The 20,112-nt window shown below is 54.5% G+C and carries 14 protein-coding genes and 2 pseudogenes; 5 read left to right on the top strand and 11 right to left on the bottom strand.

What is annotated here, in order from left to right:
- Nucleotides 1-91: 91 nt before the first annotated feature.
- Both OCY70_RS31425 and OCY70_RS31420 read right to left on the bottom strand, forming a co-directional pair.
- A pseudogene (locus OCY70_RS31425) lies at nt 92-2,655 on the bottom strand (beta-mannosidase).
- Between the two features lie 66 nt (nt 2,656-2,721).
- Entirely contained in the window at nt 2,722-3,789 is a 1,068-nt protein-coding gene (locus OCY70_RS31420; protein WP_213427971.1) for a BtaManbiosPhlase, read from the bottom strand.
- Nucleotides 3,790-4,196: 407 nt separating this feature from the next.
- On the opposite strand from OCY70_RS31420, the gene OCY70_RS31415 reads away from it, so the two are divergent.
- Nucleotides 4,197-5,441: an IS110 family transposase gene (locus tag OCY70_RS31415; RefSeq protein WP_261948872.1), complete on the top strand. Its 1,245-nt coding sequence runs from the start codon at nt 4,197-4,199 to the stop codon at nt 5,439-5,441.
- A 194-nt stretch (nt 5,442-5,635) separates the two neighbouring features.
- On the opposite strand, the gene OCY70_RS31410 is transcribed toward OCY70_RS31415, so the two are convergent.
- The 5 genes from OCY70_RS31410 to OCY70_RS31390 are packed head-to-tail and all read right to left on the bottom strand — an operon-like array spanning nt 5,636 to nt 11,300.
- Nucleotides 5,636-6,583 carry an MTP-1 family protein gene (locus tag OCY70_RS31410; protein WP_213431124.1) on the bottom strand — a complete coding sequence of 316 codons (948 nt, stop codon included), beginning with the start codon at nt 6,581-6,583 and terminating at the stop codon, nt 5,636-5,638.
- Entirely contained in the window at nt 6,580-8,244 is a 1,665-nt protein-coding gene (locus tag OCY70_RS31405) for an alpha-glucosidase (RefSeq protein WP_213431125.1), read from the bottom strand. Before OCY70_RS31405 ends, OCY70_RS31410 begins: the two co-directional genes overlap by 4 nt.
- Nucleotides 8,245-8,279: 35 nt before the next feature.
- Nucleotides 8,280-9,119 (bottom strand): carbohydrate ABC transporter permease, encoded by an 840-nt coding sequence (locus OCY70_RS31400; RefSeq protein WP_213431126.1) that lies wholly within the window; start codon nt 9,117-9,119, stop codon nt 8,280-8,282.
- Nucleotides 9,106-9,984, bottom strand: coding sequence for a carbohydrate ABC transporter permease (locus OCY70_RS31395; RefSeq protein ID WP_249725631.1), 879 nt, complete (start codon nt 9,982-9,984; stop codon nt 9,106-9,108). The genes OCY70_RS31400 and OCY70_RS31395 overlap by 14 nt, the downstream gene beginning before the upstream one ends.
- Nucleotides 9,985-9,986: 2 nt before the next feature.
- Nucleotides 9,987-11,300 (bottom strand): ABC transporter substrate-binding protein, encoded by a 1,314-nt coding sequence (locus tag OCY70_RS31390; protein WP_213431128.1) that lies wholly within the window; start codon nt 11,298-11,300, stop codon nt 9,987-9,989.
- A gap of 392 nt (nt 11,301-11,692) precedes the next feature.
- Between OCY70_RS31390 and OCY70_RS31385 the strand changes: the two genes are divergently transcribed.
- Nucleotides 11,693-12,706: a LacI family DNA-binding transcriptional regulator gene (locus tag OCY70_RS31385; protein ID WP_213431129.1), complete on the top strand. Its 1,014-nt coding sequence runs from the start codon at nt 11,693-11,695 to the stop codon at nt 12,704-12,706.
- 71 nt (nt 12,707-12,777) lie between these two features.
- Nucleotides 12,778-12,999: a hypothetical protein gene (locus tag OCY70_RS31380; RefSeq protein ID WP_213431130.1), complete on the top strand. Its 222-nt coding sequence runs from the start codon at nt 12,778-12,780 to the stop codon at nt 12,997-12,999.
- Between the two features lie 233 nt (nt 13,000-13,232).
- Here the strand turns inward: OCY70_RS31380 and OCY70_RS31375 are convergent, their stop codons facing one another.
- Nucleotides 13,233-14,591 carry an IS1182 family transposase gene (locus OCY70_RS31375; RefSeq protein WP_261944512.1) on the bottom strand — a complete coding sequence of 453 codons (1,359 nt, stop codon included), beginning with the start codon at nt 14,589-14,591 and terminating at the stop codon, nt 13,233-13,235.
- A 292-nt stretch (nt 14,592-14,883) separates the two neighbouring features.
- Nucleotides 14,884-15,765: an ROK family protein gene (locus OCY70_RS31370; protein WP_213431469.1), complete on the bottom strand. Its 882-nt coding sequence runs from the start codon at nt 15,763-15,765 to the stop codon at nt 14,884-14,886.
- A 313-nt stretch (nt 15,766-16,078) separates the two neighbouring features.
- Between OCY70_RS31370 and OCY70_RS31365 the strand changes: the two are divergent.
- Together OCY70_RS31365 and OCY70_RS31360 are read left to right on the top strand one after the other, a co-directional pair.
- A pseudogene (locus OCY70_RS31365) lies at nt 16,079-16,430 on the top strand (hypothetical protein); the annotation flags it as partial.
- A gap of 340 nt (nt 16,431-16,770) precedes the next feature.
- Nucleotides 16,771-17,976, top strand: coding sequence for an IS4 family transposase (locus OCY70_RS31360; protein ID WP_261944490.1), 1,206 nt, complete (start codon nt 16,771-16,773; stop codon nt 17,974-17,976).
- A 428-nt stretch (nt 17,977-18,404) separates the two neighbouring features.
- Here OCY70_RS31360 and OCY70_RS31355 read toward each other — a convergent pair whose 3' ends face one another.
- Together OCY70_RS31355 and OCY70_RS31350 are read right to left on the bottom strand one after the other, a co-directional pair.
- Nucleotides 18,405-18,563 carry a hypothetical protein gene (locus OCY70_RS31355; RefSeq protein ID WP_213430512.1) on the bottom strand — a complete coding sequence of 53 codons (159 nt, stop codon included), beginning with the start codon at nt 18,561-18,563 and terminating at the stop codon, nt 18,405-18,407.
- Nucleotides 18,564-18,682: 119 nt separating this feature from the next.
- On the bottom strand, nt 18,683-20,017 hold the full coding sequence (locus OCY70_RS31350; RefSeq protein ID WP_261948871.1) for an ABC transporter substrate-binding protein: 1,335 nt from the start codon (nt 20,015-20,017) through the stop codon (nt 18,683-18,685).
- Nucleotides 20,018-20,112 lie beyond the last annotated feature (95 nt).

The raw sequence follows: 20,112 nt of genomic DNA, 5'->3' as shown, positions 1-20,112 counted from the left end.
TGATTAATCTCCTTCTCCATCCCTGGGCCGCTCGCGACGGATCCTCCATCTGCTCGCAGATGGCGACCCGGCAGCCCGCGTCTCTCCACCGTCACCGTTCACGGCTGCCGGACGAATTCAAGGCCGTGACGCGCAGCGTCGCCCACGGAATCGGCTTGCCTTCCGCCTGCGAGATCCGAATCTCCTTCGTTCGCCCGGGCAGCAGATCGAAGAAGTTGTCGCTCGCCGCAATCCACGCCTCATCCAGCTCGATCTTGACCATGCGGACCGCCCGGTCCGTCTCGATACGGATGATGCCGGCCTCCTCGTCCACGCCGATCCGGAGGCTCGCCGGCTCGAAGCGCATCTCCTTATAGTCGCGCAAGTACACATAATTATCTTCCGTGAGGCCGCTTCCGGACGAGATGACACACACTACCTCCGACGGATCCGCTCCGTTCGTCAGCTCCGCTTCGGTCAGCGCATCCAGCTCCCTTTTGCCATTCGGCTCCAGGCATATCTCGTATTCGCGCTCATACAGCTTCGTTCCATCCATCCGGTACACGGCCAGCCGGACCTGATCTTCATAAGACTCCAGCCGGTCGTTGAGCGCCCACAGATGCAGCCCCTGGCCCGGATCGTGATCCGCCGTCAGCAGCACCGGCGCATAGAACTTCCGCGCATAATGATACGCCGCCTTGGGCAGCCCGTAATAGTCGATGACCGACCAGCTCGTGCCGGGCCAGCAATCGTTCAACTGCCAGAACAACGCGCCGCTCGTATCCGGCTTGCGGCGGCGGTAATGCTCGATGCCGTATTTGAGCCCTTCGGCCTGCGTCAGCATCGAATAATTGATGTACTCTTCCATATTCGCAGGAGCCCCGGTATAGCCTTCCATCAGCAGGATGCCCTTCGGATGATGGATATCCTTGTTGCGGTACATCATCTCGTCGCTGCCCCAGCGGAACTGGCTCTCCGGTATGTTGCGCTGCAGCGTGTAGCGGTTCGAGGAGGCATGCATGCCGAATTCGCTGGCGAATTTCGTCGTGTCGCCCTTGAATTTTTTGAACGACAGCCCTTCGACGCTATAGTCCTGCACCTGCGGCTCGCCGAAGACCCGCGGCTCGATGTTGCCATGCCATACCTGCCAATTATGCGTATCGCCCACCTCGCGCGAGTTGTGATCATTGCCCCCGTAAGGTGAGCTCGGCCAGAACATGCGCGTCGGATCGAGCGTCTCCAGCAGGGCCGGCATCAGCTCGTGGTATATTTTCTCTCCATAGAACGGATGCGGGATGTCGCCGCTCGAATGCAGCGCTTCATACAGCCAGTCGTTCTCGTTATTGCCGCACCAGAGAGCGAGACAGGTCCGGCTGCGCAGCCGCTTGACGACCTGCTCGATCTCCCGCCACACATTATCCATGAAGTTGCGGTTATAGTCCGGATAGAGGGCGCAGGCGAACATGAAGTCCTGCCAGACCAGCAGCCCGAGCCGATCGCACTCCTCATAAAAAATATCCCGCTCATAAATGCCGCCGCCCCAGACGCGCAGCATATTCATATTGGCTTCCTGCGCCATCCGGATATACCGCGAATAACGCTCGTCCGGCACCGCCGCAATGAAGCTGTCGATCGGGATCCAGTTCGCGCCCTTCGCGAACAGCTTCACCCCGTTGAGCACGAACGTGAACGCATGCTGCCCTTCCTCGTCATGCAGCATCAGCTCCAGTGTCCGGATGCCGAAGCGCTGCTGCCGCTCATCCACGGCATCGCCGCCGCTCCGCAGCGTCACTTCCAGCCTGTACAAATAGGGCTCGCCCAGATCATGCGTCCACCACAGCCGCGGATTGGGCACCCGGAGACGTGCGCGGCCGGACAGGCCATGCGCACAGATAGCACCGTCCGGCATGAAGCCCAGGCTGCGATCAAGCACGAACGTCTGCCCCGCCACCTGCCTGCCTTCGACGTCCAGCAAGGCCACTTCCGCGGCACAAGCGCCGCGGCGGTCGAATACCCGGGCCTCGACCGCCACCTCGATCATCGCCTCGCCATCCTTAACCTCCACCGTATGAGCGAACACATTGTCGACATACGCACGGCGCCGCTTCACCAGATGGACATCCTTCCATATTCCCGCGCACACGAGCCGCGGCCCCCAGTCCCAGCCGTAGTGGCTTTGCGCCTTGCGCGTCCATATCCTTTTTTTGCTGAAGCCGGACCAATAATATTGCATCTTGCTCTGTACATGCAGGTGAACCGGATCCAGCTTGACCGCGAGGACGTTCTTGCCCTTGTTCAGCTCCCGCGTCACCTCGAACGAATGGCTGATGAACATATTGTCCGTGGAGCCCAATTCGACCCCGTTCAAATACACGGTCGCGAACGTATCGAGCCCTTCAAAGACAAGCTCCTCCGCTCCATGTCCTCCAACTGCCCGTCCCAATGAAACGTCGTGCGGTACCACCACACCTTCTCCTCGACCCAGCGGCATTTCTGATCGTTATGCCCATAGAACGGATCCTCGATAATGCCCTTCTGTATCAGCGTCGTATGCACATCCCCCGGCACCTTCGCCGTCATCCAGAAATAATCGATATACTCGGGAGAAGCCACCTCCAAATCGCGCGCCTCGCCGATATTGAAATCGCGCAGCTTCCAGTTCTCGTTCAGTCTCATGTCGCGCTCCTATCCAGAAAACGCCAAGACCTCCCGGCCTTGGCGTCTCCCTGTCTCTGCTGCTTTTTATTCGTCGAAATAGGTCAAGCTCTCCAAAATTTCCTTGATGCTCAGCTCCGCGCAGGCCATCGATGTATCCGCTACGCCATAGTACATCTTGACCGTATCGCCTTCCACGATGGCGCCGCAAGAAAAGACGACATCGCCAAAGAAGCCGTTCTTCTCGTAATCCGCTTCCGGCTCCATCACCGGCCGCTCGGAGCGGGCGATGACCTTCGCCGGATCGTTCAGGTCCAGCAGCACGGCGCCCATGCAGTAGCGGTGCTCCTTCGTCGCGCCATGGTACAGCTCGAGCCAGCCCTTCTCCGTCTTGAACGGCACGGCTCCGCCGCCCATGCGGCCGCTGTCCCACATGCCCGGTCGCAAGCCAAGCAGATGACGGTGATTGCCCCAATAGAGCAAGTTATCCGACTCGGCGATCCAGATTTCGGGGTTGCCGATGCTTTTCGTCGTCGGGCGGTGCAGCGCATAATATTTGCCGTTGATTTTCTCCGGGAAAATGAGGACATCCTTATTATCCGGGCTGAAAATCATGCCGTGATGCGTCACATTGACGAAATCCTTCGTCGATACCATCGACTCCCCGACGCCGACCGGAGATACGGCCGAGAAATAAATGTAATACGTGTCACCGATCTGCGTCACGCGCGGATCCTCGATGCCGAACGTCTCCAATTCCGTCGATGGATAGACGAATGGCTTCTCGTCTATCGTGAAGCGGTGCCCGTCCTTGCTCCGGGCAATGCGAATATAGGAGATGGAGGTCAAATATTCGAACGTGGCGCTTTGCGACTTGTTGCGGATAACCCGCGGATCGGAGAAATCGTAACGTTCGTCGTCCGCGCGAAGCTCAATGATGTCCAGCTCCTTCGTCTCCGGGTTGAACACGGGCGCCTTCACGATGTTCGGGTCGTTGCTGATCGGGCGCTCGGCTACGCGGAGCAGCAGCAACACTTCGCCGTTATAAGTCGCGACGCCCGCATTGAACGCGCCGATCACCTCGAAGTCGGGGCGATGCGGCTTGACATCAGCCGGCGTAATGAGCGGATTTTCTTCATACCGATATATATTCATGCTGTAAACTCCTCGTATAGTATTTCCTGAAGGCAGTTTTGAGTCTTTTTCCAGTCCTTTATAGGAACATAGAATGCCTTCAAAATTTCCAGCTTGCACATTGAAAATTAATATGGGGACTGGACTTTCCGGAATGTCTCTGGACAATGGAACTTAGGGTTCCATTCGGGGAAATTCGTCTCCCTCCTGTAGTCCAATCTACTTTTTAAGTCTGTTTCTCCGGTACTCGCTTGCACTTCTTACCCGCTGGCTGTTCCCTTCGGCAACTCATGCCCGACTGTAGCAGCGTCGGGGCAGCTCATGAACCGAAGCGTGTTCTCATATGCGAGGGTGATTGATCGGCGAGTGCGCCGGAGACAGTCCGGAGAGTCCGTTCCCTGAATCCCTTATAGAAAGGAGGAATTCTCTTGAAGCTTTTTGTCGGTATTGACGTCAGTTCCGAAGAACTGGAAGCCTGTTTGATGAAATCGGATGGCGACACCCTGGAGACCTTCAAGACCACCAACAATCTGCACGGCGCCTCTTACTTGCGGGATCGCATCATTTCTGCTGCGGTCAAGACAGCCTGCTCTGAGGTTCATATCGGGCTTGAAGCCACATCCGTCTACAGCTGGCATCCAGCCATGTACTTGCATGAAGATGAGGCCCTTCAACAATTGAATGCCAAGGTGTTCACCATTAATCCGAAGCTGATTAACAAATTCAAAGACGCTTATGCCGACCTGGACAAAACCGATCGCATCGATGCCTGGATCATTGCAGACCGCCTGCGTTTTGGCAGACTCACGACGACTATCGTGATGCAGGAACAGTACATCGCCTTGCAGCGGCTCACTCGCATGCGATTCCATCTCGTACACAACCTTACCCGCGAGAAGCAATACTTTTTGCAAAATCTGTTCTACAAGTGCAATGCTTTTCGCGCGGAGGTGGACAGTTCCGTGTTCGGCCATGCCATCATGGAAATGCTCTCGGAAAAGTATAGTCTGGATGAGATGGCGAATATGGATGTCGCCCGTTTGGCTGACTATCTCAAGGACAAGGGGAGAAATCGTTTCCCCGATCCCGAACACGTCGCCCGCTGTATTCAAAAGGCGGCTCGGGCCTCGTACCGTCTCTCGAAGGTTGTCGAGGATTCCATTGATTTGGTGCTGGGCACCTCAATTCAGTCGATCCGGAGCATCCAGAGTCAGCTTAAAGAGCTCGACAAGGCGATTGAGCGCATTTTAGACGGCATTTCCAGCAGCCAGTGCCTCCGTTCCATTCCGGGCATTGATCGGGTCTATGCCGCAGGCATCCTGGCCGAGATCGGCGACATCGACCGCTTCACGGATCAAGCCGCCTTGGCCAAGTATGCGGGTCTGACGTGGCGCAAGCACCAATCCGGCTCCTTCGAGGCGGAAGATACAAAGCGCATTCGTTCCGGCAACCGATTCCTTCGCTACTACCTTGTTGAAGCTGCCAACTCGGTAAAAAACCGCGACCCGGAATTCGGGGAGTACTACCGGAAGAAATTCAATGATGTCCCTAAGCATCAACACAAACGTGCCCTCGTCTTAACGGCAAGAAAACTTGTGCGTCTGGTCGATGTGCTGCTACGCAACGACCAACTCTATACGCCCAGAAGGAAGGTGAAGCCGACAGAGCAATAATGCCTTGGCTCATGAATTTTCTTCTCTAATTCCCAGTTAAATTATGGTATTTTACTTAATTTTCGACTGGGTCTAGTTTGGTGATGCCTTTTTTGGGATTGATCCTGCTGCACGCCAAGGAAATTTTCCAATTCTCATCAATCAGGGACTTGACATCATACCGCTGGACTTAAGCTGTAAAATAATATCTGCGATTATGCCTGTTCGAACTTCAGGAACGGATCGGCAATCGTCAGGCGATGCGCCTCTGCATCGCTTATGCCTGCATACAGGACCGCCGTCCCGTCATCATTGCGCACGAGGCCGCCGCTGAATACGACATCCACGAGATCGGAACGCTTCGCTGCGCCCGGCAGGAAGCGATCCCGCACGGCGATGAGCTCGATGGCGGTATGCTCGCCGGTGGCCGGATCGAGCGCGAACGCCATCGGATAATAATGGCGGTCGCCTTGTTCATCGAAGCACGCGATATGTCCCAGCACGCCGATGCGGCCGTTGCTCAGCAGATGCGCTTCGTTCGCGCCTCCCCATTCCTCGTCGATGAATTGCCCTTCCAAGAGCGGAGCGTTGTCAATCAGCTCAATCGATAAATCCTCCAACCGCTCCACGCGGGTAAATCCGATTTTGCCGCGGCCGCCCTTCTCTCCCTGCGGGCGGGTAAAGACGCCGATGCTTCCGTCCAGAAGCTCGACCAGCCGCAGATCCTTCATGCCGTCCGGGCCGGTGAAGAACGGCTTCAGATCGGCGATGCTCTTCCCTTTGTAGAACACCGTGCGCCACATCAGCGCGTTCGCCTGCGTCGGGTGCGGATAAATCTGCACGCCGCCAAGCACGAGCTCGCCTCCGATCCGGGTCTGGAACGGGTCCTGCAGCTCGAATGTCGGCGCGCCTTCCCGCGGCGCCCATTCCCCGTTCCGTTCGACGAAGAAATGGACCTCGGAATGCTCGCTGTCACGCGATTCGACGCGTCCGGCGATGACCGGCTCCCCCTCGTCTTCGAACGGAGCGGTAATATTGTATACATCCTTGCTGCCGACGCCGGTAAACTTCAACTTCTCCGCGTTCGCCGCCAACGGGCTGCGCGTCATGTATTGCTTCAGCAGTGCCGCGCATGGGATTGCGCTGCCTTGGTTCCCTGTCATGTATGGCACGTCTCCTTCACTGATGAGTTCTCGCTGATCCAAATGGCCGCTTCCTGCGGACCCAGGAGGAACGGTTCATGGGCGCCGTCCGTCTCCCGGCGGCTGGACAAGACGAAGCGGAACGGCCCCGACAGCAGTCTTCCGACAGGCAGTGCGAACGGCTCCGTCCCGAAGTTCAGCGCCACCAGCGCCTCTTCCCCGGCGGCCCGCTTCACGTAGAGGAGCACTTCCCCCTGGCGTTCCAGCCGCCCATAATCGCCGCCGTGCAGCGACGGATGCCGGTGCCGGAGCGCGATAAGCTGTCGGTAGAATTGATAGATCGAATCCGGATCCCGCCGCTGCGTCCGCACATTCAGCACGTCATGCCGCGGGCCCATGCCGATCCACGGGGCCGCATCCGAGAAGCCGCCATAGGTCTCGTCCGTCCACTGCATCGGCGTCCGCGATTTGTCCCGGCTCTTCGCCAAGGCCTTCTCCAACGCCTCCTCCGGATCCAAGCCTTCCGCCAGCGCGAGCCGGTAAGCCGTCAGCCCCTGCACGTCGCGCATCTCTTCGATCGTCTCCGCCACGAAGTCGCGCATGCCAATCTCTTCGCCGTAATACAGGAATGGCACGCCCTTCGCGGTGAGCGTCAGCGCGGAGATCAGCTTCGCCCGCCGCTCCTCCAGCACGGGATCGCCTTCCCCGAACCGGGAAATATGGCGCGGCATGTCGTGACTGCTGAAGAACAGCGTCGGAAGCTGGCCGGGAGCATGCGCCGCCTCCATCTTCTTCAATTCGCCATAGAGGCGTTCGAGCGAGAACGTCTCCTGGCTGCCGAGATTGAAGTTGAACACGACGTCCAGCAAGCCCGTCCCGCTGTAGCGGCGCAGCACGTCCATATCCTCGGAGCCGACCTCGCCGACCATGAACGTCCCCTTCCGTGCATGCGCGTGGGCGGACAGCTCCGCGATGGCGTCCAGGATGCCTTCCTGATCCTTGTCATGCACATGCTGCTGCTCGCCCGTCTCCGCATCGTACGGGTTGTCGGGGAATGTCCCGGATACTTTCAAAAAATTGATGACATCGAGCCGGAAGCCGTCAATCCCCCGATCCAGCCAGAAGTCCATAACGCCCTTCATCGCGGCGCGGACTTCGGGGTTGGTCCAGTTCAAGTCGACCTGCTCCTTCGCGAACGCGTGATAGTAATATTGTCGGGTCGCTTCATCGAATTCCCAAGCCGGACCGCCGAAGAAGGATTCCCAATTGTTCGGTGGCCCGCCGTTCACCGGGTCCTTCCAGATGTACCAGTCGCGCTTCGGATTCGAGCGCGACGACCGGGATTCCCGGAACCACGGATGCTCCGACGACGTATGGTTCAGCACGAGATCGGCGATAACCCGGATATCGCGGGCATGCGCTTCGCGTAGGAACGCTTCGAAATCTTCCATCGTGCCGTAAACGGGATCGATGGCGGTATAGTCGGCGATATCGTAGCCGTTATCCACCTTGGGCGACGGATAGAACGGCGTCAGCCAGATGCCGTTCACGCCCAGCTCGGCCAGCTCATCCAGCTTCGACGCCATGCCGGCGAAGTCGCCGATGCCGTCGCCATTGCCGTCGCAGAAGCTCGGCATATAGATTTCATAGAAAACGGCCGATTTCCACCACGGTGCTTCCATTCTCTCCACTCCCATTGCTTATGCTGGCAATCTCCTTACTTCAGGCTGAATTGCATGCCTTCCTTGAACTTTTTGCCGAATACCAGGAACATGATAATAATCGGCAGCGTTAACAGCACCGATGCCGCGTACAGCGGACCCGGATAGCCGCCGTAAGGCCCGAACATTTGCGACAAGAGCACGTTCAGCGTCAGCATATTGTCGCTGCGCACGACGATCATGTCCCACAGCAGCTCCGTCCACCGCTCCATCAGCAGGAACAGGAAAATAACCGCCGTAATCGAGCGCGACATCGGCATCATGATGCGGTACAAAATTTTGAAGTCCGACGCCCCGTCCAGCTTCGCCGCCTCGATGAACACCGTCGGGATCGCCTTGAAAAAGTTCGTATACATAAAGATCGCCCACAGACTGACGGCCTTCGGAATAATCATGGCCCAGTACGTATCGTACAAGCCGATCTTCTGAATCACGAGGAAGTTCGGGATGAGCAGAATGATCGCCGGAAAAAACATATGGAACAGGACGAAGTTGTTCACCGTGTCCCGCCCCTTGAAGTTCAGCTTCGACAAGGCGTAAGCGACCATGACGCCAAAGAGCATCATCAGCGCCGTCGACACGACCGAGACGACAATGCTGTTCAGGAACGCATTCAGCCACGGACGCGGGATCCCCGCCTCGCCCCCGGTGAAGAGCCACTCGTATGATTTCAGGGAGAAGCTTGCCGGAACGAGCTTGCGGTCGACCTCCGACCAGTCGGCGAACGAGTTCAATACCATGTACAAATACGGGTAGACCATAACCAGAAGCAGGAGCGTCGCAACGATATACCGGACCGTCAAACGGACCTTGTTGTTTTGCTTAGACCCAACCATTTCGCTTACCCCACGTTTCCAGCAATTTTTTGATGATGAAGATGGAAATGAACGTGACCACGGATGCCAAGATCGCTATAGCGGAAGCATACCCTGCCTGGAGGTTTTTGAACGCCTGGTTGTAAATCTCCATCTGCCACGTGTTCGTGGCGAAATTCGGCCCTCCGCCCGTCAATTGGTATACCTCCGTAAAGATGCCGAAGGTGACGCCGAAGGACAGGATGAGCGTCGTATACAACGCAGGGTACAGCAGCGGAAGCGTGATCTTCCAGAAGCGCTGGCGATCGGTTACGCCGTCGATGGCCGCCGCCTCATATACTTCCTTGTCAATGCTCTCCAGACCGGACGTCAAAATAAGCGCATAGTAGCCGGTAAATTTCCAGGCAATGATCAGCGCCACGATGCACAGCGCCGACAGCGGTGTTCCGAGCCAGTTGATATCCAGCCCGAACGTATCGCGCAGGAAGACGTTCACCGGGCTGTTGAAGGACAGGAAGCCCTTCACGATAAGCGATGCCACGACGCCGGACGACAGATACGGGAGGAAAAACCCGATGAGATACAAGCTGCGGAATTTCGGAAGCCCCTGCACCAGCACGGCGACGCCGAGCGACATAATGGTAACGAGCGGCACGAATACCAGCATGAACTTGTAGGTCACCCAGAAGGCCGACTGCACGCCTGGCGAAGACAGAGCCTTCATGAAGTTATTCAGCCCTACGATGTCATAAGTCGGTGCGATTAAGTCCCAGTTCGTGAATGCGAGAAAGAAAGACCAAATAAGCGGACCCAAAAAGAAAATAAGCGAATAAATCAGGTAGGGACTGGTGAATAACCAGCCCAACCGATTGTTGTTCTTATTTATCATTATTGAAGTTCCCCTTCAATCGCCTTCTTCATGTTGTCCCAGGCCGTCTTCGGATCGATTTCGCCCATGACCACTTTGTTGAACGCCTCTTGGCCGATCAGCGTTTGCAGTTCGTTGTAACGGGCATTGTCAATCGCCGGAATTCCGAGCGGAACGGACTTCGCGAACAATTCAAGCTCAGGCGATTTTTCCATGATAGCCTTGAATTCAGGCAGCTCGGCCAAATCGTCGCGCGCCGGAGGCAAGTTCGTCTTCTCGAACCAGGCCGCATCGTTCTTCGCATCGGAGTACACCCATTTGATGAACTCGGCTGCCGCCTCCTGCTGTTCCTTCGGCACGCTGGAGAAGATAACCAGACCCTTCGCGTCGGAGAACGTCTTCGCTTCGGCCGGGTTCATTCCGTCCGGCACCGGAGGAAGCGCAAGCGTGTACGTCTCGTTGAATTTCATTTCCGGGAATTTCTCGGCCCAGTAGTTGAACGTCCACGGTCCAAGATCCGTGAAGATGCAGGTGCCCGACTCGAACGGATCGGTTACGTTCTTCGCCAGAATCGCATTCTCCTTGCGCAGATTGTCGACGAACTCCAGCATCTTCACGCCGGCTGCCTCGTCCCCGATAAACTGGTCGCCGTCAATAAATTTGTTGCCGTCCGATGCCGCATTATACAGCATGAAGAAGTCGAACCAGCGCTTCCACGCCGTAGGGTCAACCAGTTCGGCGCCCTTGCCCCATACGTACTTATCCGGATATTTCGCTTTCAGCTTTTTGGCGACATCCAGCACTTCGCTGTAGGTCTTCGGCGGCTCGTTATAACCCAGTTCCTTCAAGATGTCGATGCGCCAGCCGAACAGCATCGGATTGGAGTAGATCGGCAGCACGTATTGATTGCCGTCCGCGAACTTCCAAGGCTCGAGCGTATTGCTCATATTGCGGCCCGATACGATATCATTGAATTGCGGCAGCGTGTTAAGCGGAACGAGCGCCTGGCTCTTGGCCAGCTGGGCGGCGAATCCGCGGTTGATATTTTCCGAGATGGCCGGAGCGCTTCCGCCCGCAATCGCCGCCTGAATGCTCGCTTCCGAGCTCGGCGATTCCTTAATGGCGCTGACATTGATTTTGACATTCGGATTTACAGCCTCGTATGCTTTGGCCATTTCCATCCAGTACGCTTGCTGCGGCGGATTCGGCGCCGCCCAAAATTCGATGGTGGTTACCCCGTCTGCCGACTCATTCGGCGCTTCCCCTTTGGCGCAAGCAGCCAAGAGCGAGAAGACCATCGTGAGTATGAGCAGAATTGACAGTTTCTTTTTCATGGAAAAAGACCTCCTCCTAATGACGTAAGTTAACCTCAAGATGACAGTGTAGATTAATAACGTTACAAATAAAATGACTAAACGCACTTGAAAGCGCTTGTAATCACATTATTAATCAATTGTCAGCTGGTTGTCAATCCGTTTTTTCACGCAAACCCAATATTTCGACATTTTTCGCCAATCATTTAATCCCTTTACTATTTTCTCTAGTAACGTTATTATTATTTTGTAATGTTGTTTTGTAATCTTATCTTTTCTGGCATAATTACGATATAAACCGATTGCTGAGCGGAGAAGATTTCCGCTTCGGGTAGTATGCAATATTGAACTGGTTATTATTCCAAAACATACCCGCGGAAGCACGCAAGCTTGAAAGGAGGTGTTGATCGCTGATGAAAGCAAAAGTGACAATGCAGGACATTGCGGATCGGCTCCATATTTCCAAAAACTCCGTATCGCAAGCCCTGTCGGGCAAGGACGGAGTAAGCGAAGAGACGCGCCGGCTTGTCCTCGAGACAGCAAAACAAATGGGATATACCTACCCCTCCGCACGGAAAAAGAAAGCATCCGAGCCATCCGGCAATATCGCCTTGATCGCCTCGGATTTCGCGTTCGCGCAGAAAAGCTTTTTCGGGGAAATTTATTTGAGTGTGGAGCAAGAGACGAGAAGACGCGGCAAACACCTGCTCATCCAATCCATCAACAAGGAATCGGAGCTTGAGCTGGCATTGCCGTCTTTCCTGGAGAATCAAGACGTGGACGGGATTCTGATTCTGTCCCACTTGAGCACAGCCTTTACGAATGCGGTGATCGGCACCGGAATACCGACCGTGCTCATTGATCATCATCATCCGGCCATTCATGCCGACTGCATCTTAACGAACAATCGCTTCAGCGCTTATGAGGCCGTTCAGCATCTGTGCGATTTGGGGCACCGCAGCATCGGATATATCGGCAATATCGATTTCTCGCCCAGCTATTATGAACGGCTGGAAGGATTCCGGCTTGCCCTGCGCGATATGGGGGTAGAAGCCCATCCGGAATGGGTCGTGACCGATGCCGTTGAACAGGCCGATTATGTCATGGAGACGATGAAAGCGATGAGCGCTCAACCGACAGCCTGGTTCTGCGTGAACGACGGACTCGGGTTCCTCGTCAATTCCACGCTCCATCAGCTAGGGTTCCAGGTGCCGGACGACGTCTCGGTATGCAGCTTCGATAACGGGCAGTTGTCCCGCTTGGCCACGCCGATGACGACTACGATGGCCGTCGATTTGAACCTGTTCGGCCGCAAAGCCGTCGAGCGGCTCTTCTGGCGCATGGAGCATAAGGAGGAGCCCTTCACCGAGCTGCTGCTGCCGACCAAGCTGATCGTACGCGAATCTACGGCTCCGCCACGGAAGTAAGGACGGCCGCGCATTAGGCCGAATAACTACTCTATAAAACAAACAACCACCGTCAGAGATAACCTCCAACGGTGGTTGTTCTATCTATTCGCTTGGGGTGGGATGAAGCGGAGCGCAAGCCCGTTTCCCGTGCCGGCGCCCTAGCGAAGAGACGCCTCGCGTATCGCCAGCGCATCGTCCCGCTCATAATCCCGGCCGAGGTCCTGTTCAAGGTGCCGTTCAAGGCCCGCAGCAAGCTTCCGGAAGCTGCTCCGAACGCTCCAAGCGCACCCAGGGGGCTGTCCCATAAGTAGTTCTCGCTACCGCGGGACACCCCCCTGTTTCTCAAAGCTCGGCTCGGCTTGCCGAAAAAAGCTGCAATAACGCAGTTTTCCCTTCTAACGTTTGCTTCATCACAGGAATTCCTGCAAAAACCAGGCTGTTGGAAAACCCCTGTTTTTTACGAAGTAATATCAATGTAATATCATTTTGCTGGGAAAAAGTGGTGTTTGGTGAGAGAGAATGGAGGGGTGATGGGGTCTTTGCTTTACCCCACCCTTCTGGCGAGATGTGTGGCTATCTTTTTTATGTTCTGTGCAGTGGCTGTCATCAGCACTTGCTCCTGCACCTTGTCTCTTCCCCGAAACCGGCAATAGCGAAGTCCATGGAGCACTTTGGCATCCGCGAAACTTCGCTCAATGGTTTGGGCGCGTAGGGCATAAACGGCTTTTCCGCTCTCACTCTGGAAGTTTTGAACTACTTTCTCTTTGTGTTCTTCCCAGATATGCCGTTGTATGGTGCGTTGTTTATTTTTGTTCTCGTTACACTTGCTCAATAATGGACAGGCAGCGCATTGTTTGGGATCGGATTTATAATCTCTGAATCCTTTTCGTGTTGTGGTGCGGTACGTGAGTTCTTGCTGGTTTGGACAGATAAAAACATTCTTTTCTGCATCATAATGAAATTTCTCTTTGGGAAATACACCGTGTTCACGGGTCGAACGCTCTGGAATAACTGCCGTGATGTTTAATTTGTTCGTACGGTAACAAACATAGGCCGTCATGTAACCAGAGTCGAGTGCAACGGCCTCCAGCGACTTTTCCCAGCCAAACTTCTCTATTTGATGTAGTAGACGATCCACATAAACAACCGAATCATTCACATTTCCAGGCGTAACGTAGCAGTCCGTAATCACGTTGTATTTATGATCTACGGTGCGGTGATCTAAATAATGAAACCCTTCCGGTTTTCCATCCCGATTCAGGTTTCCGCTATCCGGATCTGTTAAGCTAACTTTTTGTTCCTTGGTTTCGGCCTCCTCTTTGGGAGGCAGTGGCTTTTTTCCAAAAGCGACCCGATCCTCATTCACGGCTTGCTCCAGCTCTTGGAGATATTCATAAGGCGTACAAGTGACTTCTCGTTTCTCGTACCGTCCGTTATTGGCATTTGCCTTGATATGCGTGGAGTCGGTAAAGAGCAGCCGCCCTCCCACCATGTTGTGCTGAATCGCCTGCTGAACGATATTATCGAAGATATCTTGGAAGACGGTAGTATCCTTAAACCGATTTTTCCGGTTCCAGCTAAAGATCGAATGGTCAGGCGCTTTGCCGGAAAGCCCGAGCCGTAAGAACCACCGAAAAGCCAGGGAATCGTTGACGACTCGCTCCAGTTCTCGCTCTGAGCGAATGTTATACAAGTAGCCGATCAGCAGCATTTTAAAGAACACAATGGGATCCACAGATGGTCGGCCGTTCGACTCGCTGTAGTAAGGACGCACAAGGTCCAAAATAAAGGTAAAATCAATATGTTTATCGATATGACGAAGCAAGTGATCAGGGGCAACCATATGCTCAAGACAAACCAGTTCATAGTCCAGTTGTGGGTTGGGATCATTCGTGTAAAGCATACAAACACCACGCTTTCCATGGATTATGATAAGAACATTATACCAAATTAACGCGGTGAATGGGTAATTAACATAGACTTTCTCAACACTCTGAAAAACGCAGGATTTCATTGCAACATCCATCTTCCGCCGCTATCTTCCCGCCTCTACATCCTCTGCTATCCCTTCCTAATCTCTGCTGTCCTGTCTAGCCCGTCTCCTTGCGCTCCACCTATGGGACAACCTCTCTTCACTCGCAAGGTCGTGCTCGCCACTGCGCTGGCCGAGACGAGCTTGACGGTGGAAGATTCGGTTATTGCTGCTTCAGCGCTTGCATTCCTAATGCCACAGCTCCGGTAATTCCTGCGCGATCCCCAAGACCCGGCGGCACGATATAGCCGCTGCCCGTATCCAACACGGCCGGATGCTGCACATAGCCGTTCAGCAGCCGCTTCACTTCCTCGCGAATGCGCGGGAAGAGATGAAGCTGCTTCGATACTCCGCCGCCCAGAATGATTTTCTCCGGGGACATGGTCAAAATATAATTCATCAAGGCCTGAGCCAGATAATACGTCTGGAACTCCCAAGCCTTGTGATCTTCGCCCAATTCATAGGCCTTGACGCCCCAGCGCGCTTCAATCGCCGGTCCGGCAGCCAAGCCTTCCAGACAATCCTGATGATACGGGCACTTGCCCGCATACGTATCCTCCGGATGGCGCTTCACGAAAATATGGCCCATCTCCGGATGAGTCAGCCCGTGAACAAGCTTGCCTTCCACGACCGCCCCGGCTCCGATGCCGGTGCCGACAGTTATATAGAGGCAGCTGCTCAGCCCCTTCGCCGCCCCGTAGGTCGCTTCGCCCAGCGCGGCTCCGTTCACGTCCGTATCGAATCCGATCGGCACGTTGAAATGGCGATTCAAATGGCCCACGACGTCATATCTGCTCCAATGCGGCTTCGGCGTCTTGGCGATATGGCCATAGGTGGCGCTCGCCGGGTTCAGATCCACCGGGCCGAACGACCCGAAGCCGATCGCGTCGACTCCCTTATCCTTAAAAAACTGCACAGTACGGTCCATCGTCTCTTCCGGCGTGGTCGTAGGGAACGTCTCCGTCTCTCCTACCTGTCCGTCCGGCGTGCCGACGGCGACGACAAATTTGGTGCCTCCGCCTTCAATCGCTCCTATACGTGTCATTACTTTCTCCCTCACCTTCTCCATGCCTGGTACGGCTGCGCCCTGTCTGTCTATCGGTCCCGCGCAGCCCTCAGCGGCCGCCTTGCGAGCGGTAACGCTTCCATCGGTCTCATTATACCATTCGTCTCGACACGTTCCAACACGAATCGAGCCGCATCTAAGATTATGACACATTTGACGAATTTTTTACCCTTCCCCCAGGAGAAGCGGAGCAAGTTTTCGTGAACGTCAGTTCGGTAATGCGTTAAAATATCAAATTAATTATAGGCGCTGGGCGCACAGGGAGGCGTTATCATTGAGCACACAGACATCGGGCCGCTTGAAGGACGCCGTCGACGAAGCGCTGAACGATCTCGTGGACAATTACGAGTCCACGTTCTACCTGCTCGGGTCGGCGATAGGCCCGCATCCGTTCCAATCGATGGTCAAGCATTTCCAGGCGATCATAATATGTCACCGTCATGAACGAGGAAGTGCTGGAAGCGTTCCAGGTGCTGTCGAAGACGGAAGGCGTCATTCCGGCGCTGGAGAGCGCCCATGCCGTCGCCCACGCTCTGAAGCTGGCGCCGCAGCCTCGCCGCGATCAGATCATCATCGTCAATCTGTCGGGACGCGGAGACAAGGACGTGCAGCAGGTGTTCGAGATGCTTCAATCCGGCAATTGACCGATAGGCAAGGGGCTGTCCCATAAGTAGTTTTTTAGCTGCAGCGAGACAGCCCCGCCCCTGCTTCTTACAGCTCAGCTTGCCGAAAAACTGTAAAACTGCAGTTTTCCTTTATGACGTGTGCTCCGTTACAGGGATTCCTGCAAAACGGCATCAATTTCGGACTGTTCCATAGACTAAAACACTAGCCTTGCACCAAACCTGACATGAAAAATATATTTCTCATTAATTACTTTTTCTTCAATTTATTGATCGATTATATCTGGTAACTCATAAAAAAATCTCCTAATGTTGAAGGATAGGCATGTTACCCATTCCCTCACCAAAAGGAGAAAAGACCATGGGTAATATACCAGATCAGACCGTCATTTGTAAATGCCTAAATTTGATTCAGCTCTCGGACGACGAATTCCCAATCTTCAATTATCGACGAAAGTTTACACTCGTGAGAGCGATCAAACTACTCATTGATGCTCAATTGAATAAACGCACGGACCTCGAAGATATCTGCAACGCGTTGCGTGCGAACGAACAGCTGCAGCAGGCGATCCACTTGAAATCCATTAGCGCTTCCCAACTCGTACGTACACTCAGAGCGTTGCCTTTACCGGTGTTGCAGCAGCTATGGATTCAAGTGACACAACGTTTGCAACAACTTTATCCGAAGCAGGGTATCCCCGGCATCGGGAAACTGAGCATTGTCGATTCAACGGTACTTACACTCCCTGATGTCGCTGGAAAATGGGCCTACTGCTCCAAACACAGCAACGGGGTAAAGATCCACACCAAACTTGCTGTTTGCGACCCGGATACCGTCTATCCCGAAAACATTGTTTGTTCCACACGAGGCGTTGCTGACAGCGAAGTGGCTTTGGATCTGGTGATCGATAAAGATGCCATTCATGTTTTGGATCGCGGGTACATCACATATGGTCACTATAAGCAGTGGCTGGATGATAATCTACGCTTCGTGGCACGCATTAAGAAAAGCAACAAGACGGCGATCATCTGCGAGCACGAGATCGATGAAACGACGCCTGTGGTGCGTGATGCTGACGTGATCGTGAGCTACAAGGATGAAGAAGGCCATGTGATAGAAGCCCAGCTCCGGTTAGTGGAGTATACCGATGAGAAGAACCGCCAGTACCGTGTGCTTACGAATGTCTGGGATAAGTCCGCAGCCCAAATCTGCGAGATTTATCGGCGCCGCTGGATGATTGAATTATTCTTTAAATGGATGAAGCAACATATGAGCTTAGTCCATTTGTACAGTTTCCATCCAGAGGCAGTATGGAACCAGATTTTTTTAGCCTTCATCGCATATGGTTTAGTCATGTTGGTCCGGAAGGAGGCTGACACCACTCAAACGCTATGGTCATTTCTAAAGCTGCTTCGGGTCTATATGAATAAAACGTGGGATCAATTTTTGATGGCACTGCACCGCAAACCAACCAAGCACTCGAAGGGCAGGCGGAAGAAACGAAAGGGTGGTCGACCACGAAAACACCCAAAGCAATGTAAGACCGTTAAAGTGGTGATTAAATAGGTAATAATGGCATATTAACATTTGATGGTAACATGTTCCTATGGTTTAGGAGGAGATCGACTTTTGGCTTTGCTAGGAAAAAAGAAACTGTAAATATATATAAATAATGATTATTAGTTCCGTATCTGGAGTTTAAAGTCTTCTTCATGTCAGGTTCTATGCAACGCTAGTGGCATCCACGCAGGATTTCACAGTCTCTTCCCACTTCCGCTTTGGAAAAGACATAGCCATCCGGCAATCCGCCGGGCTTGATCAGCAGGGGAGTGGTTAGTTGAGAGGCCAGCTTGACATAGTCGTCATAGTTGTCAAATGATACGGAACTCAAAAAAAGTGATGTGTTCCTGCGGATTCAATGATTTGTCATTGACATAAAGGGCAAAAAATCACCCGGATTTTTGCTGGCTTTTATTAATCTGTCCGTCTCTGCCTCAATCCGCTTTTGCCTGCTCGCGCCGGAAGAAGCGGCCGGCTTGGCCGCGGCTTGGTTCGTGGATTGCGAAACCGCGTCGGCAGCCGCGTTCATCGAACCGAACAGCAGCAGCATGCAGAAAGGCCGCGATTGCCGCCTCTTTGAACCTATTTTTCATCGTATCCCTTATCCTTCTGCCTCTCTTCCACAGGGCAGCTGCCGACACACCAAGTTTCCTTCCGGTCGGCGAGGTCATCATCTGCCTTGATGCGCCTCCTGCGCCTTGCTGCGGGCCAACTACAGCACGGCCTGCGCCTTCTGCTCCAGTTCGGCCAGCGCCTCCTCCACCGGCTTCTCGTTATCGATCACGGATTGCAGCGCTTCATTCGCCAGCGATGAATACGCCTCATAGAAGCTGTCCGGAATCCGCTTCATCACGCGTTCGTTATGTTGAGGCGCCGGCTTCAGCATATAAAACACCTCCGTATCGGCGCGATCGCCGCCGGAGACATAATCGGTTATCGCCGGCAGATCACTCCCGGCCGTACGCGATCTGGCCTTGGCCACCTCCGGTCCGTTGATGAAACGGACAAGGTTCCAAGCGGCCTGCTTGCGGGGAGAATCTGCGGCGATAGCCAGAATCTGGGGCACGTAGACCGAAGTCGATTCATCGGGCCGCGCCGGGTTGATCGGAACCGTGACCATGCCCCAGTCGAAGGTCTTCGCTTTGCTGCGGAGCTGGGAGGCAAAGTAATGATCACTGATCAACATCGCCGCTTCGCCGTTCAGGAACTTGTTTATGGCGAGAAAATAACCGTAACCCTCCGTGCCCTCGCCCGCTTCCTTCGGGGAACGGACCGAGATCGCCTTGCTCCGGATCGCCTCGGCCGCGATCTGGAAGGCCTGCTTCCATCCTTCCGATTGCAGCACGACATTCTCCCCTTTCGCATCGAATAATTGCAGATCCAAGGTCAACGCAACCTGGGACAGCACATCGTGAGCTTCATTGCCAATCAGGCCATAGACAGGGGCGTCCTCTGTCCCGGTATTCGCGAACCGTGCCGCCAGCGCGAATATGTCAGGCCACTGCATCTTGTTGGAGGGGGGATCGATGCTGTTCTCTTTGAACATATCCGCATTGTAATACATGACCCGCGGCCGGATGAATGGAGCCAGCCCATAGAGCGAACCGTCCCCCTTCTCCCGCAGCATGTCGATCATGCCCGGCATATATCGGCTCAGATCGAATTGGTCCTGCATGATTGCCGGATCCAGATTATACAGCTTGCCCGCCCGGGCCAGCGCTTCATATTCATCCTGGTCCAGCAGCAGCACATCCGGCTTATGCAATTCGACAAGCCTCTTCAGTGCCTCCTCGTAATCCCCTTGCCGCGCCTCTTCTATCCATTCTCGCGCCCGCAGCACGTCCACCTGGATGCCGGGGAACTTGGCGGCGAACATTTGCCCATATTTGATATGGAACGGCTCCACATCCGGGTACCATATTTTCAGACTGCCGGGGGCGTCCTCCCCCAAATCGTCCTGTACGGGCTTGCCTGCCATGCAACCATTCAACAGGATCGCAATACTAAGCAGCAGTCCCGTTATCTTCCATTTCCCTGAAAACCTCATCTCTTCTTCCTTCCCCCTTAGCTGGCGGTCTTGCCTCTTTACCGGCGGAGGCCCGCCTGCCGCAAGCTTCCATATGTATTGCGACAGGCGAACGC

The organism is Paenibacillus melissococcoides, assembly GCA_944800085.1.
In the GTDB taxonomy this organism is placed as follows: Bacteria; Bacillota; Bacilli; order Paenibacillales; family Paenibacillaceae; genus Paenibacillus_B; species Paenibacillus_B melissococcoides.
Note: the sequence above shows the minus strand (reverse complement) of the source record. Positions and strands in the feature narration are given on the sequence as shown.

Bases quoted from the DNA above. Each gene is read 5' to 3' on its own strand.
- OCY70_RS31360 (WP_261944490.1), top strand. From the start codon at position 16,771: ATGGGTAATATACCAGATCAGACCGTCATTTGTAAATGCCTAAATTTG.
- OCY70_RS31405 (WP_213431125.1), bottom strand. From the start codon at position 8,244: ATGGAAGCACCGTGGTGGAAATCGGCCGTTTTCTATGAAATCTATATG.
- OCY70_RS31375 (WP_261944512.1), bottom strand. From the start codon at position 14,591: ATGCTTTACACGAATGATCCCAACCCACAACTGGACTATGAACTGGTT.
- OCY70_RS31410 (WP_213431124.1), bottom strand. From the start codon at position 6,583: ATGACAGGGAACCAAGGCAGCGCAATCCCATGCGCGGCACTGCTGAAG.
- OCY70_RS31420 (WP_213427971.1), bottom strand. From the start codon at position 3,789: ATGAATATATATCGGTATGAAGAAAATCCGCTCATTACGCCGGCTGAT.
- OCY70_RS31355 (WP_213430512.1), bottom strand. From the start codon at position 18,563: ATGAAAAATAGGTTCAAAGAGGCGGCAATCGCGGCCTTTCTGCATGCT.
- OCY70_RS31370 (WP_213431469.1), bottom strand. From the start codon at position 15,765: ATGACACGTATAGGAGCGATTGAAGGCGGAGGCACCAAATTTGTCGTC.
- OCY70_RS31400 (WP_213431126.1), bottom strand. From the start codon at position 9,119: ATGGTTGGGTCTAAGCAAAACAACAAGGTCCGTTTGACGGTCCGGTAT.
- OCY70_RS31390 (WP_213431128.1), bottom strand. From the start codon at position 11,300: ATGAAAAAGAAACTGTCAATTCTGCTCATACTCACGATGGTCTTCTCG.
- OCY70_RS31350 (WP_261948871.1), bottom strand. From the start codon at position 20,017: ATGAGGTTTTCAGGGAAATGGAAGATAACGGGACTGCTGCTTAGTATT.
- OCY70_RS31385 (WP_213431129.1), top strand. From the start codon at position 11,693: ATGAAAGCAAAAGTGACAATGCAGGACATTGCGGATCGGCTCCATATT.